General features: G+C 59.0%; 11 protein-coding genes, 1 other RNA gene and 7 pseudogenes. 7 read left to right on the forward strand and 12 right to left on the reverse strand.

Going from position 1 to position 13,687, the window contains the following annotated elements:
* Both ACMX3H_RS08975 and ACMX3H_RS08980 read left to right on the forward strand, forming a co-directional pair.
* The coding region (locus ACMX3H_RS08975) for an ATP-binding protein (RefSeq protein WP_415210574.1) at positions 1-136 on the forward strand (136 nt) is incomplete at its 5' end.
* A 99-nt stretch (positions 137-235) separates the two neighbouring features.
* Positions 236-718 (forward strand): annotated as a pseudogene (locus ACMX3H_RS08980) (transglycosylase domain-containing protein); the annotation flags it as partial.
* A 7-nt stretch (positions 719-725) separates the two neighbouring features.
* On the opposite strand, the gene dolP reads toward ACMX3H_RS08980, so the two are convergent.
* The 4 genes and pseudogenes from dolP to ACMX3H_RS09000 form a co-directional block, all read right to left on the reverse strand.
* A complete protein-coding gene (gene dolP / locus ACMX3H_RS08985) occupies positions 726-1,301 on the reverse strand; it encodes a division/outer membrane stress-associated lipid-binding lipoprotein (protein ID WP_415210565.1) in 576 nt (191 codons plus the stop codon).
* A 9-nt stretch (positions 1,302-1,310) separates the two neighbouring features.
* Positions 1,311-1,901: a DnaA initiator-associating protein DiaA gene (diaA, locus tag ACMX3H_RS08990; protein ID WP_415210566.1), complete on the reverse strand. Its 591-nt coding sequence runs from the start codon at positions 1,899-1,901 to the stop codon at positions 1,311-1,313.
* A 40-nt stretch (positions 1,902-1,941) separates the two neighbouring features.
* Positions 1,942-2,274, reverse strand: a pseudogene (locus ACMX3H_RS08995) (YraN family protein); the annotation flags it as partial.
* A 6-nt stretch (positions 2,275-2,280) separates the two neighbouring features.
* Positions 2,281-4,335 (reverse strand): annotated as a pseudogene (locus tag ACMX3H_RS09000) (penicillin-binding protein activator).
* 62 nt (positions 4,336-4,397) lie between these two features.
* On the opposite strand from ACMX3H_RS09000, the gene rsmI reads away from it, so the two are divergent.
* Positions 4,398-5,267 carry a 16S rRNA (cytidine(1402)-2'-O)-methyltransferase gene (gene rsmI, locus ACMX3H_RS09005; RefSeq protein WP_415210567.1) on the forward strand — a complete coding sequence of 290 codons (870 nt, stop codon included), beginning with the start codon at positions 4,398-4,400 and terminating at the stop codon, positions 5,265-5,267.
* 75 nt (positions 5,268-5,342) lie between these two features.
* Positions 5,343-5,721: RNase P RNA component class A (gene rnpB / locus ACMX3H_RS09010), an RNA gene on the forward strand.
* Positions 5,722-5,810: 89 nt separating this feature from the next.
* On the opposite strand, the pseudogene ACMX3H_RS09015 reads toward rnpB, so the two are convergent.
* A pseudogene (locus tag ACMX3H_RS09015) lies at positions 5,811-6,500 on the reverse strand (pirin family protein); the annotation flags it as partial.
* Between the two features lie 109 nt (positions 6,501-6,609).
* On the opposite strand from ACMX3H_RS09015, the gene ACMX3H_RS09020 reads away from it, so the two are divergent.
* Positions 6,610-7,500: a LysR family transcriptional regulator gene (locus ACMX3H_RS09020; protein ID WP_415210568.1), complete on the forward strand. Its 891-nt coding sequence runs from the start codon at positions 6,610-6,612 to the stop codon at positions 7,498-7,500.
* A 30-nt stretch (positions 7,501-7,530) separates the two neighbouring features.
* On the opposite strand, the pseudogene ACMX3H_RS09025 reads toward ACMX3H_RS09020, so the two are convergent.
* Both ACMX3H_RS09025 and ACMX3H_RS09030 read right to left on the reverse strand, forming a co-directional pair.
* Positions 7,531-8,532 (reverse strand): annotated as a pseudogene (locus ACMX3H_RS09025) (glutathione S-transferase family protein).
* 140 nt (positions 8,533-8,672) lie between these two features.
* On the reverse strand, positions 8,673-9,074 hold the full coding sequence (locus ACMX3H_RS09030; protein WP_415210569.1) for a DoxX family protein: 402 nt from the start codon (positions 9,072-9,074) through the stop codon (positions 8,673-8,675).
* Positions 9,075-9,301: 227 nt separating this feature from the next.
* Between ACMX3H_RS09030 and ACMX3H_RS09035 the strand changes: the two genes are divergently transcribed.
* Both ACMX3H_RS09035 and ACMX3H_RS09040 read left to right on the forward strand, forming a co-directional pair.
* Positions 9,302-9,907, forward strand: coding sequence for a TetR/AcrR family transcriptional regulator (locus ACMX3H_RS09035; protein WP_415210575.1), 606 nt, complete (start codon positions 9,302-9,304; stop codon positions 9,905-9,907).
* Between the two features lie 104 nt (positions 9,908-10,011).
* A pseudogene (locus tag ACMX3H_RS09040) lies at positions 10,012-10,662 on the forward strand (type 1 glutamine amidotransferase domain-containing protein); the annotation flags it as partial.
* 66 nt (positions 10,663-10,728) lie between these two features.
* Here ACMX3H_RS09040 and ACMX3H_RS09045 read toward each other — a convergent pair.
* The 5 genes and pseudogenes from ACMX3H_RS09045 to ACMX3H_RS09065 form a co-directional block, all read right to left on the reverse strand.
* Positions 10,729-11,016: a YqjK-like family protein gene (locus ACMX3H_RS09045; RefSeq protein ID WP_415210570.1), complete on the reverse strand. Its 288-nt coding sequence runs from the start codon at positions 11,014-11,016 to the stop codon at positions 10,729-10,731.
* Positions 11,017-11,171: 155 nt separating this feature from the next.
* Positions 11,172-11,489 (reverse strand): annotated as a pseudogene (locus ACMX3H_RS09050) (phage holin family protein); the annotation flags it as partial.
* A 5-nt stretch (positions 11,490-11,494) separates the two neighbouring features.
* A complete protein-coding gene (locus ACMX3H_RS09055) occupies positions 11,495-11,800 on the reverse strand; it encodes a DUF883 family protein (RefSeq protein WP_415210571.1) in 306 nt (101 codons plus the stop codon).
* A 518-nt stretch (positions 11,801-12,318) separates the two neighbouring features.
* Positions 12,319-12,579 carry an EnvZ/OmpR regulon moderator MzrA gene (gene mzrA, locus ACMX3H_RS09060; RefSeq protein ID WP_415210572.1) on the reverse strand — a complete coding sequence of 87 codons (261 nt, stop codon included), beginning with the start codon at positions 12,577-12,579 and terminating at the stop codon, positions 12,319-12,321.
* Positions 12,580-12,605: 26 nt separating this feature from the next.
* The gene (locus ACMX3H_RS09065; protein WP_415210573.1) at positions 12,606-13,277 is read right to left on the reverse strand and encodes a DedA family protein; all 672 of its coding nucleotides are present in this window, start codon (positions 13,275-13,277) and stop codon (positions 12,606-12,608) included.
* Positions 13,278-13,687: the final 410 nt, after the last annotated feature.

The raw sequence follows: 13,687 nt of genomic DNA on the forward strand, positions 1-13,687 counted from the left end.
GTATGGACTGATAGAAAACCCCACGACAGCTGACGCGTTACTCGATCGGCTAGTACACCCCAGCTATCGACTGGAACTTAAAGGCGAATCACTACGCAAAGAGCAAGGAGTAGCCAGCACAGGAAAAATAGACTAAAACTAAGTCAGAAGATGAGCGAACACGTGATCGAATATCACTGGAATGGGTGATCGGAAAATATCGGAATAACTGATCGGATGTCGCCGGAACAGATGATCGGATACTTCGGAATCTGCAGCTATTGCACCGCCGATGGCGTTGGCGGTGATGGCGGCCGAGGATCAAAAATTTTCCCGCCATTAGGGTTCGATATCACCGCTATCCACGATGTACTCAACCATAATGCGCGCAGCCGGCATATTCGCGGCGCGTCCACCCTATCGCAACAGACGGCGAAGAATCTGTTGCTGTGGGACGGGTGCTGCTGGCTGCGTAAAGGGCTGGAGACCGGCCTGACGCTCGGGATAGAGGGGGTCTGGACCAAGGCGGCGCATTTTGACCGTGTATCTGAATATTGCGGAATTTGGCGAGGGCATATTTGGCGTGGAGGCGGCGCTGCTGGCAGCGGTGTTACCGAACCCGCGAAGCTTACGCGCCGACGCGCCCAGCGACTATGTCCGCCAACGGCAGCGCTGGATCCTGCGCCAGATGCGGCAAATGGGCGGCGATGCCTATCTGGCGCAGGCCTGCCTGCGTTAAGCCGCGGTTACTGCAAGTAGGTGAAGGCGATCGTGACATGTTTCACGCCATTCACTTTACTGGTGACTTCGGCCGCTGCCTTGCCTTCGGCGTTGGTCACCAGCCCCAGCAGGAAGACTTCGCCGTTCTCCGTGGTCACTTTGACGTTGGAAGACTTGACCGCGTCGCTGGCCAGCAGCTGTGAACGGATCTTGGTGGTGATCCAGGTATCCATTGACGCGCGTCCCAGCGACACTGGCTGCCCCTGACGGATTTCGTTATAGACCTCGGTGGCGCCGTCGACGCCCATCGCAATCTGCTTGGCGCGTTCGGCAAGCTCGGGGGTCGGCGCCTGGCCGGTCAGCAGGACTTTGCCCTGATAGGCCGTATTGACGATGCGCGCCTCTTTCTTCAGTTGCTGATCTTTGGCCAGCGCATTGGCGACCCGTGCTTCAAGCGTGCCGTCATCGACCTGGGTGCCGACGGTGCGGGGATCGGTGGCGGTTTTGGTGGCGACCGCGGCGGTACCAACCACCACCGCGCCGACGCATCCTTGCAGCATCAGGGTGGTACACAGCAGTATTAATAGCGTATGAACCTTCATCTGGGCTCCTCAATCGTCCAGGTGGGGAAATAGCTTATTATCTATCAAATCACATAGACAGTTCACGGTGAGCATATGCATCTCCTGAATCCGCGCGCTGCGATGGGACGGGATGCGGATTTCAACGTCCTGTTGACCGAGCAGGCCGGCCAATTCGCCGCCGTCGTAGCCCGTCAGGGCGATAATTTTCATGTCCCGGGTGACGGCCGCCTCGACGGCTTTCACGATATCACGGCTGTTGCCGCGGTTGGAAATCGCCAGCAGGATATCGCCGACCTGCCCGAGCGCGCGCACCTGCTTGGCGTAGATTTCGTCATGCTGGCGATCGTTGGCGATGGCGGTCAACACCACGGTATCGGCATTCAACGCCATAGCCGGCAGGCTGGGGCGCTCGGCTTCAAAACGATTCAGCATACAGGCGGCGAAGTGCTGCGCGTTAGCGGCGGAGGTGCCGTTGCCGCAGCATAAGATTTTTTTATCGTCGAGCAGCGCCTGCGCCAGCAAGTTGGCGGCATGGGCGATGGCGTCGGGCAGGGCCTCCGCCGCCGCAATCTGGGTTTGGATACTTTCGGTAAAACAGCCTTTTATTCTTTCCAGCACGTTTAACAACCTGATAAGTCAAAAAATAAATGGGGCGTCATTACGGTGCGCCAAAGGCGTCTGTTAGCCATTCTACCCGGCTTCCGGTAATGGCGATAATGTCGAAGCGACAAGCGGAAGTGTCAAAACTGGCGCCGCGCTGCGCCAGCCAGACCTGCGGCGCCCGCAGTAAACGGCGGCGCTTGCGGGGCGTTACGCTTTCGGCGGCGGTGCCATAGGTGTCGCTGCGACGGTAGCGGACTTCGACGAACACCCAGGTATTACCCTCCCGCATGATCAAGTCAATCTCGCCGCCGCGTACCTGCATATTGGCGGCGACAAAGCGCAGACCGGCCTGCTCTAGGCGGCGGCGCGCGAAGCGCCCCGCGTGAGCGGCCGCTTACCGCGCCACTATGAGTTGGCCCCGCTGGTATTTCAGCCATGACAACGTCCTGTTGATCACGCAATCCGGCGTTGCCGATAGCGTGCCGGTTTCGCCCGCGACCTGGAAGCCCGGAAGCTGGCGCATTTCGCTGAAGTGATTGGCCAGCGTCCAGGCGTCCATACCCATGGCGTACAGCCGCACCAGCGAATAATCACCGCGGAACTGGGCGCTTATCTGTGACAGCAGCGCCGGGTTGTCGCCGGTCAGCAGCGGGATATCGCTGAATTCCAGCCCCTCCATTTCCAGGCGGTAATCGGGACCGGCATCGGCCTGATAGCTGCGCGAACTGGCATACAGCGCCAGCCGGGCGCGCGAGCTGACGCGCATGTCGATCATCGGCTTAATCAGCGCCAGCTCGTCGGGGGTGGCAATAATATAGACCGCGTCGATACCGCCGTCGGCATTGGCGGACGTCGACACCGCGCCGTTATCCTGCGGTGCGGGGATGGTAAGACCCGCGATGGTCACCGAGGCGTTGGCCGGCGCTTCGCCACCGGCTACCGGCGTGCCGGTCAGCTGGATGCCTGCACCGCTGTTGATGCTTTGTTTAAGCTCGGCGGAGGAGCCAAAGCGCTGTTCCAGCACCGTGGCGCCGCCGGCCTGGCGCCAGGCGTCGGAAAACGCCTTCGCCACCCTTGTCCCCCAATGCGCCGCGCGGCAGCGGCTGCTGCCGGCCCTGCTGGTGAATATGGTTGGCCGCGTCGCGCGCTTCATCTTCCGGAGACAGGGCAAAATAGCAAATATTGGGCCGCGACTGCAGATGTTCCGGCTGATTGAGCGCCAGGATATTCAGCGTGCCGGCGGCCACGGCGCCGGCGTTATCGTTATACAACTGCTCCACGTCGTTTTTCAAAAGCGGACCGATTATCATACTGGCGCCGTTCCGCTGCGCCTGGGCCAGGAGCGCAGGCAGCGGCTGGCTGGAGGTATCATAAACCTTCACCTGCACGCTGCTGGCGGTGGAAGCGGCGGCGGGATTTTGCCCGTCGTCTCCCGACGTGGCGGGGTCAGGACTCGTACCGGGGGCGGTTACCGGTCCGTTCTGGTTTGCGCTACCGCCGTCAGGCGGCGTTCCCGCCACGCCGTCGTTAAGGTTGGCGCCATCGGCGGTCTGACCGGCGGCGTTAGGGTCCTGAACCGGGGTGCTTTGTTGAGCGGTCAGGCCGTTTTTCGCCGCCGTAAACCCCTGCTGAATCGCGGCGGAAAATACCTGCGCCTGACCGTTCAGCGGTAGCAGCAAAGCAATGCCCCCCACCGAGGACGATGAATAGTTCTGCACCTGGCCCAGGGGGGTGGGCAGGGTTTTCGCCGCCGGGTTTTGCGGATAGCGGGTCTGCCAGTCTTTAATTGCCGCCTACAGCAGGGTAGGATCCTGGCGGTTGTCCTGATAGACCCGCAACAGATCCAGCCAGCCCTGCAGCACGTTCTCATCGGCGTTGATGACCAGATTGCCCTGCTGGGACGGGAGCGATACCAGCGTTTGCCAGGTTTTATCAATATTTTGCTGGCGGCCGGCCGGGTCGGTCAGCAGCGGCGCCTGAGCAATATAGGCCCGTACCAGATCCAGCGAGGGTTGGCTCTGGCCGGCATCGATCATCGCCTGGGTGTAGCGCAGGCGCTGCTGCGCGTCGTGGCGAGGGAGGCGCTATCGATTTGCCGTAGGGCGGCGGCGGCGCTTTGCGGCTGACGCGAGGCCAGCGCAAATTCCGCGCTCAGCAGCAGGCGTTCGCGCTGGCGCGCCGCATCAAGCTGGGACGGCAGCGCGGCGAGCTGCTGCTGCGCCAGCGGCAGGCGCCCTTCTTTAATCAGCGCGCGAATGGCGAGTAATTGGTAGTCGGTCTTGGTATCATTGCGGCTTTGCTGCATCTGCTGCAAATAATAGTCGGCATTGGCGTTGGCCGGAATGGACGCGCGGCCGGTCTGGCTTTCCGGACCCTGGGCGGTACACGCGGCCAGCAAGACAGGAAACAAGCGTCCTGTTTTAAAACCCAATACATAAGAGGAAAGCATACTGTATCCAGTGATGTTTTTTTCAAGATGCTCAATATTAAATCGGCAATCCGGATGAAACGATGAATCAACACCAACAAGCGGATATTTCCGCAGCAACGCTGTATGTGGTACCGACTCCCACCATTGGTAATCTGGAGGACATCACCCGGCGGGCGCTGTCTGTCCTGCAGGGCGTTGATCTTATTGCCGCTGAGGATACCCGTCATACCGGTCTATTGTTACAACATTTTGCCATAAATGCGCGGCTGTTCGCGTTGCATGACCATAATGAACAGCAAAAGGCGGAAGTTTTATTGGCGAAACTGCAAGACGGACAAAGTATAGCGCTGGTCTCTGACGCCGGCACGCCGCTTATCAACGACCCGGGATATCATCTGATGCGCCGCTGCCGCGAGGCCGGCATTCGCGTCGTGCCGTTGCCGGGCGCCTACACGGCCATTACCGCACTGTCCGCCGCCGGGCTGCCCTCCGATCGTTTTTGTTATGAAGGATTCCTGCCGGCGAAGCGCAAAGCGCGTCTCGATTCCCTGCAAGCGCGGGCACAGGAGCCGCGTACGCTGATTTTCTACGAGTCCACCCACCGGTTGCTGGAGAGCCTGGAAAATATGGTCACCGCCTGGGGGCCGCTGCGCTACGTGGTGCTGGCGCGGGAGCTGACCAAAACCTGGGAGTCCCTCCACGGCGCGCCCGTCGGGGAGCTTCTGGCCTGGGTGCGGGAGGACGACATGCGCCGCCGCGGCGAAATGGTGCTTGTCGTCGAAGGCTATCGCGCGCCGGACGATGCGCTGTCGCCGGAGGCGCTGCGCACGTTATCGCTGTTGCTAGCCGAATTGCCGCTGAAAAAAGCCGCTGCGCTGGCGGTGGAGATCCACGGCGTGAAAAAGAATGCGCTGTACCGCTACGCCCTCGATCGGCAGCAAAAAGCCTAACGCGGCGCAGCGGCTTAATCCTTGGACCGCATATCGCGGATGACAAGCGCCGGGAAAGTGCCTATACTGCGCCCCGGAGTTGACCAGGCAGTCGCCGCTTCGCCGTCGTCCCCGCAAGGGGAAACAGGGGGAGGGGAGGAAAGTCCGGGCTCCATAGGGCAGGGTGCCAGGTAACGCCTGGGGGGTGCAAACCCACGACAAGTGCAACAGAGAGCAAACCGCCGATGGCCCGCGCAAGCGGGAACAGGTAAGGGTGAAAGGGTGCGGTAAGAGCGCACCGCGCGGCTGGTAACAGTTCGCGGCACGGTAAACTCCACCCGGAGCAAGGCCAAATAGGGGTTCACATGGTACGGCCCGTACTGAACCCGGGTAGGCTGCTTGAGCCAGCGCGCGAGCGCTGGCCTAGATGAATGACTGTCCACGACAGAACCCGGCTTAACGGTCAACTCCACTCTTGCGTTAACCCCGCGCCACACCCAGGCGCGGGTTTTTTTTTGCCGTTGACGCCCGCGGGTTTACGACGCCCGGTCGGTCGTCGCCGGCCAAATCAATCAACAGCGCCTGCAACAGCGTGGTGGCTCGCAATGTCACGGGCTGCTCATCATGGACAAAAGCGCCGTCGCCGCAGGAAAGCTGGCCGCGCGCGCCCTGCTTACCGCCAATCTCCATCTGGCCGTACACCGATTGCAGATAAGCGCGCCGGCCGTTAAGCGGCACCGTCAGGCTCTCACCCGCCGCCAGCGTCACCTGATGCACCCACGCCTGCTGGCGCAGCCGCAGGCTCCCCTGTTCCCCCTGTGACGAGGCCAGCAGGACGTGGGCGGCTACGGGCAGCGTAAGCGATTGCACGGCGGGATTTTCCCGCGTGGGGCAGGCATCGAGCCACAGTTGCATGCGGGTCAGCGGTAGCGCGCCGATATTATGCTCGCTGTAGCTAACGCCGGGCTGGGCGGCCAGCATCAACGCTTCGCCGGCGACGACGCGGACGGCATGACCGTTACTATCGCGGTATTCGGCTTCGCCCCGCAAGACGATATTCAACACATCGACGGGGGGATAGGTCCGCGGCTGGAAGGCGGCGTCGACCGCCAGCACTTCCTGATTCAGCGCCCACAGCGAGGCGTAGTGCAAATAGGCCGGATCGAAATAGTGGCCGAAAGAAAAGGCGTAGCGTGCCTGCAACCATCCGAAGTCCGCCTGGCCGCATTGTTGGGCTGTTCTGCAAGTAATCATGGCGTAATCTGTTTCCACGGGGTCTGGATAAAGTGTAAGCGGCTGGACGGCGGATTGTTAGCAAGTTAATCTGGACGCCATATTCAAAAATCCTGAATGAGAAGATCCGATGGCTAAAGACCGGGCATTGACGCTGGAAGCCCTGCGGGTAATGGATGCGATCGATAGGCACGGCAGCTTTGCCGCCGCGGCGGATGAATTGGGGCGGGTGCCTTCGGCGCTAAGCTACACCATGCAGAAATTGGAGGAGGAGCTGGATGTAGTCTTGTTCGACCGGTCCGGCCACCGCACCAAATTAACCAATGTCGGCCGCATGTTGCTGGAGCGCGGGCGGGTGTTGCTGGAAGCGGCGGATAAGCTTACCACCGACGCGGAGGCGCTGGCGCGCGGGTGGGAAACCCATCTGACGCTGGTAACCGAAGCGCTGATCCCCGCTGAAAAACTTTTTCCGCTGATAGACAAGCTGGCGTGCAAAGCCAACACCCAGGTTTCCATTATTAATGAAGTGCTGGCCGGCGCCTGGGAGCGTCTGGAACAAGGGCGGGCCGATATCGTCATTGCGCCGGATTTGCATTTCCGAGCGTCGTCGGAAATCAATAGCCGCAAACTTTACCGCTTGCTCAATGTTTACGTCGCCAGCCCCGATCACTCGATCCACCAGGAGCCGGAGCCGCTGTCCGAAGTCACCCGGGTCAAATATCGCGGGATCGCCATCGCCGATACCGCCTGCGAGCGGCAGGTGTTGACGGTGCAACTGCTGGATAAACAGCAACGCCTAACGGTGAGCACGATGGCGGATAAACATAAGGCGTTGCTCGCCGGACTGGGGGTGGCGACGATGCCCTACCCGCTGGTGGAGGCGGATATCGCCGCCGGGCAGCTGCGGGTGGTTAGCCCGGAGTACAGCGCCGGCAGCGATATCATCATGGCCTGGCGTCGCGACAGTATGGGCGAAGCCAAATCTTGGTTCCTGCGCGAAATTCCCAAATTGTTTAGCTAGCGCCGGCCGCCGCCGTCCGGCGGTCGACGCTCACGCCTCGCGGGCGCCGAAACGCTGCGCGCGGCCGTGGGGTTCGCCCAGATCAAACTGCGGCCCGATAGAAATAATGTCGGGCGGGTTGAGGGTCGGATGACTGCGGAAATAATGGTGGCGAATATGGGCGAAATCCACCGTTTCGGCAATGCCCGGCAACTGATAAATATCGCGCAAAAACCCCGATAAGTTCAAATAGTCGCTCAGGCGCTGACGATCGCATTTGAAGTGGGTGTGGTACACCGCATCAAAGCGGATAAGCGTGGTCCACAGCCGTAAATCCGCTTCGGTCAGGTGGAGACCGGTCAGATAGCGATGCCGGCCGAGGATCTCCTCCAGACGCGCCAGGGCCGCGAAAACCTCCTCCGCCGCCTCATCGTAGGCCTCTTGACGGGTAGCGAAGCCGGCTTTGTAGACGCCATTATTCACCTGCGGGTATACCCAGCCGTTGATCTCGTCAATGGCGGCGCGCAGGTCAGGGGGATAATAGTCGCCGGCCAGCGCGCCGGCGCCGTCGAACGCGTTATTGAACATCCGCAGGATATCCGCCGATTCATTGCTTACAATGGTCTGTTGCTGCTTATCCCACAGCACCGACACCGTGACGCGGCCGCTGTAGCCGGGATCAGCCTGCAAATAGAGTTGATAAAGAAACGCTTTATCGAACAGGGGGTCGCCGGTAGCGCCGGGAAAATCCCGGCTGAAGGTCCAGCCGTTCTCGAGCATCAGCGGGTGGACAACCGAGACGGGGATTAACTGGGATAATCCTTTCAACTGACGCATCAGCAGGGTGCGGTGCGCCCAGGGACAGGCCAATGACACGTAAAGATGGTAGCGGCCGGCTTCGGCGCGAAAGCCGCCACGCCCTTCGGGACCGGCGCTGCCGTCGGGCGTTATCCAGTTGCGGAACACCGACGCTGAGCGCTGAAAACGTCCGCTGCTGGCGGCGGTATCATCGTACTATTTGTCCTGCCACTGCCCCTCAACGAGTAACCCCATGTCCACACTCCTCTCAACATCATGCCGTTCGGTTTTTCGACTCCCTGCACTCACCGTCCGCGGGAAAATGCGGGGTGTCGGTTTTTTTACCCGCTTACGCCCTCCGCCCGCCTGGGCCGGCGGGCTAGGGGGGCTCGCGGTTACCCTTTTTTATCGAGCAGGCGATCAATGCTGAAGGCGCCAGGACCGCTCACCGCCAGCAGCAGATAGCCGCCGGCGATGGTCAGATTTTTCATAAAGTTGATCTGGTTACGGTTACCCGCCTGGGTAAAATCCGCATGGAAAATAAACTCCGTCAAAAGCGTAAATACCACGGTGATAAGCGCCACGCTGCGGGTCAGTAAGCCGAACAGAACCGCCAGACCGCCGCCAACTTCAAGCAAAATGGTCAATGGCAATAAAAAGCCCGGCACGCCCATCGCCGCCATATAGTGCTGGGTTCCGGCGTAACCTGTGCCCAGTTTGCCGTAGCCGGCCACAATAAACAGTATAGGCATCAATACACGTGCCACCAGCAAGGCGCTATCATCTAATTTTTTCATGATTCTCTCTTGGTTTGTGTCTGCCGGCGCAATGCACGGCTAAGGCTTCTATGGAATGCGTCCCGCGGATGAGTGCGGCGGGGAGGACACCGGATGCAGGCAGTGTAATGCGCTGCTGTGGCCGGTGATAGCGAGTAAAACTGTCAGGATTAATCAGAAAAATTGAATAAAAAAGAGCAATGAAAATGCTTCTAGACGACCGGTCCAATCGATGCTATCTTCAGAGTATGAACATGGCGACAAACACCGAAACCAACCCCGTTCGGGAAAGCATTCTGACTCATGGCCAGCGGATCATGGCCGGCAAGGGTTTTTCCGCTGTTGGGCTTAAAGAAATCCTGGCCGCAGCCGGCGTCCCGAAGGGGTCGTTTTATCACTACTTCGGTTCAAAAGAGGTGTTTGGCGAGGCGCTGCTGGAGAGCTATTTCGCGGACTATCTCACTGACCTTGACGCCACGCTGAGCGCACCCGACCAAAACATGGCGCAGCGCCTGATGGCGTATTGGCAGAACTGGCAGGACACCCAGTCTTTTCACGATTGCCAGGGCAAGTGTCTGGCGGTCAAGCTGGGCGCGGAGGTGGCCGATCTGTCTGAGGCGATGCGCCTGGCGCTCGCTCGCGGGACGTCTGGCATCACCCGTCGACTGGCGCGCGCCATTGAAGACGGCGTGGCGGAAGGGGCGCTAACCATCGAGGGTTCTCCTGCGGAGGTTGCGCAAAGCCTATACCAATTGTGGCTGGGCGCCAGCGTCATGGTCAAGATAGTCCGTCATACCCAGCCGTTTGCCACGGCCATAGCGACCACGCGTCACATTTTGCATCTTACCCTCTGACCGGAGGGAAAGAGATAAACACACTTCCGCCGAAGTGCTTTTTTATCTTTCGTATCAAGACGACCGGTCTAATAATGACATCGCACGCCACCTGGAGAAAGACAATGAAAGTATTAATGGTTTTGACCTCACACGACCGGCTCGGTAATACCGGCCGTAAAACCGGCTTCTGGCTGGAAGAATTGGCCGCGCCGTATTACGCCGCCTTCAAGGATGCCGGCGCCGAGATCGTGTTGGCCTCGCCTAACGGCGGCCAGCCGCCGCTCGATCCCAAAAGCAACGAGCCGGCTTTCCAGACCGGGGATACCCGCCGTTTCGAGGCCGATGCCCGGGTGATGGCGCAATTGGCCGCTACCGTGCGCCTGGACAGCGTAGCGCAGGCCGATTACGACACGGTGTTTTACCCAGGCGGCTACGGTCCGCTATGGGACTTGCCCGAAGACAGGCATTCCATCGCGTTGATTACCGCCTTCCTGGCCGCCGGCAAGCCGATAGCATTAGTTTGCCACACGCCGGGCGTGCTGCGTCACGTTAAGACCCCGGCGGGGAGGCCGCTGGTAGAGGGCAAGCATGTCACGGGCTTTAGCAACACTGAAGAAGCCGGCGTCGGCTTGACCGAGGTCGTGCCGTTTCTGGTTGAAGATGAGCTCAAGGCTTTGGGCGGCCTTTATGCCAAGGTGGAAGATTGGGCGCCTTACGTCGTCAGCGACGGACTGCTGATAACCGGCCAGAATCCAGCGGCGGGCGCGTCATCAAACCGATGCTTTGGGAGGCTGCATTGTCGCTATGCGGCAGGGCGCGCCGCTCGAGCCGGGCGAAGGCTAGCGGGTTTCCAGCGCCTTACGCACCATTTTGACCGCGCCCAGGATGCCAATGCCCCGTTTGGCCCAGCGCATAAGTCGGCTGGGGTGACGAACATTGTACAGCGCCAATAAGCTGGTGCCCGCAATTAGATAGCGGCGGAAACTTAACAGACACATCCAGCGCCGATCCCAAGGGGCGGTGGCGAGCTGCCACTGGCGGCTTTGCACGCCCAGCGCCTGGCGCTGTTGCCGGATTTGGTGCAACAGCAGCAGCTTTTTGGCGTGTTTCGGCTTGCTTTCGCTCATTTCGCCTCCGCAATCCTGTCGCGCTGCTTACTTTTTACCGCTTCCTCGTGCTTGCGTGCGGCTTCTTCGTTTTTAATTTCATCCTGCAGCTTTTCAAGAATATTACGATCCACCTACAGCTCCTCGCGCGTGGAGCCAAGTAACGAGGATTTTCACGCTTTGGCTAAGGTCACCACCGCGCCGACGATCGCCAGCAACAGCAATATGCCGGTCGTGGTGGCGATCGCCGTCAGGCGGTATTGCGGATCGATGGCCAGGATCACCAATACCAACAGACTCATCAGACCAAACGCGGCAAACAGCAGCGTTATGCCGGCCATCATCAGCATCTGAATGATATTGGATTTCTCTTCCTCCAGCTCCACTACGGCCAGGCGCAGGCGGGTCTCTACCATACCGACGACAATAGTAAGGATTCGCTGGGCGATATTAAATAAGCCATTACCAGGGCCCTGGTTTTGCTGTTCGATCATAATGATTAGCGCCGTGTGATAAGTGCACCGAGGATAAAGCCGACCACGGCGCCAACGCCAATGCCCGCCCAGGGATATTCGTGTACGTATTCATCTGCTTTACTCGCCACCACGCGGGTTTGCTCCGCCAGGCGTTCGCCGCTATCGCCAAGACGGCTGCGGATATCCTTAAGCGCGCTTTCCGCTTTGGTACGCAGTTTTTCAAACTCGGCTTTGGGCTTTTGCGCGGAACCACGCAACACTTCTTCCAGCGTATCCGCCAGTGATTTCAATTCCGCACGTAAATGTTCAGAAGTGGCATCTTTGACCATGGTTAGACTCCCTCAAGGTTTTGGCATCGGGGGGGAATAAGCCTTCGTCCACCCGACAAACCATTAATTATTTTTAACCATTCTATGCCCTGAGCCGTCTTGCCCGCCGGCGCTGATAGCGCCGATGAAACCTCCCGGCGTCATGAGACAGGCATGAAGCACGGCCTGCAACGGCGTACCGCGGGGTGAGAGGTCATTGCACTGGGTGCGTTGAATCCGGGTCGTCATGCTAAAATCCAGAAGGGATTCTGATGTTTAGCGCTTAAGGTAAGCGTAGCCCCGGATCCGCTAAACCACAAAAAAGTGGTAACAATTTCTTAGGATTAATCCGGTTAAAGACAAGGCCGCCTGACGGCGCGTCGGACAGACGGTCGGCGAGCGCACCTGCTTGGCAAGGACGGCACGCCGAAGCGGCGGGGTTAACCCAGACGCTCCTCATCGGCGGAAGGACGGTATAGCCACTGCCAGCCGCTATAGCGGCGGCTTTTCAGTATCGCGTAGCCCTCCGGCAGGTGACTTTACAGCACCAATTGCGCCGCCTGCGCTTGTTCCGGGGTGTCCAGATGAATAATCATACTGTCTTTGGCGGGGGTAATGCTTTTCACGCGGATACCGCGATCCTCAAGCAGCTGATAGAGAAAAAAACCGTCCGGCAGCGAACCACGTTCGCGGGCAACGGTGATTTGCAGTGTGCTGTCGTCGCGGCACAGCGTCGGCAATAACAGCGTCAGCGACACAAGCACCGCCACCGCCAGCAAACCGAGGCGGGAGCGCTTCATGAGGCCAAAACAACCTGACACTTTCATCATTCTTTATCCGAATCGGTAAGCCGTTTACGGCGCCAGATGACCACCAGCGAACTCACCAGCCCGATAGTCAAGAGCGCCAGCGGCGGCAGAATCAGGCACAGCATCAATTCCTCTTCATAGCGCTGAAAAACCGGCGTTTTCCCGAGGATGAACCCAACTAGCGTTAAGATAAACACCCACAGAAAGGCGCTGATCCAATTAAAAAAATGAAAACGCGAACTTCCTAGGCCGGACAAACCGGCGATAGTCGGCAGCAGCGTACGCACAAACGCGACAAACCGGCCGATAAGCAAAGCCGAAAGCCCATGGCGATGAAACATCCGGTACGCCCGCTGATGATAATGCGCCGGCAGATGCGCCAGCCAGCTCTTGACCACCCGGTTATTTTCCAGCCATTTCCCCTGTATATAGCTAATCCAACTGCCCAAACTAGCGGCGATGGTCAGAAGCAACAGCACTAGAGGAAAATTCAGCGTCCCTTTCGTAATCAGCACGCCGATCAATATCAATAAACTGTCGCCGAGTAAAAAGGCGGCGGGCAGTAGGCCGTTCTCCAAAAAAAAGATGACAAACACCAGCAAATAAATGGTCCAAACCAGGCTAGGATCAGAAAGTGTTTCAAAATCCTGTTGCCATATGGCGTGCAACAGTTCCTTAAAGATATCCATTGTGTATTCTCAACCATTGATGGCATGTCATCTACTGCCCGCCGCCGAATCGGAACAGAGCAAGCGAACCCGCGGCGTTGGCTTCAGAACGCGCGCTTACGCGCCTATCAGCCGCGAACGGTGAGGCAAACGCTTCTCTATCCGCGCCGGCGAAAACCCGTCCTTGCGTCTGAAGCGAGAGAAAACCGCGCGCGAAACGGCGGCTGGCGAACCGGCTAAAGTGTAAAAAAATCATCCATACTGTAACAAAACCAACTCCATTGAGACAGTTGCAGATTCCGACGTATCCGATCATCTGTTCCGGCGACATCCGATCAGTTATTCCGATATTTTCCGATCACCCATTCCAGTGATATTCGATCACGTGTTCGCTCATCTTCTGACTCAGTTTTAGTCTATTTTTCCTGTGC

It is taken from the genome of Sodalis sp. (in: enterobacteria) (assembly GCF_047607725.1).
GTDB lineage: Bacteria > Pseudomonadota > Gammaproteobacteria > Enterobacterales > Enterobacteriaceae > JBLKSS01.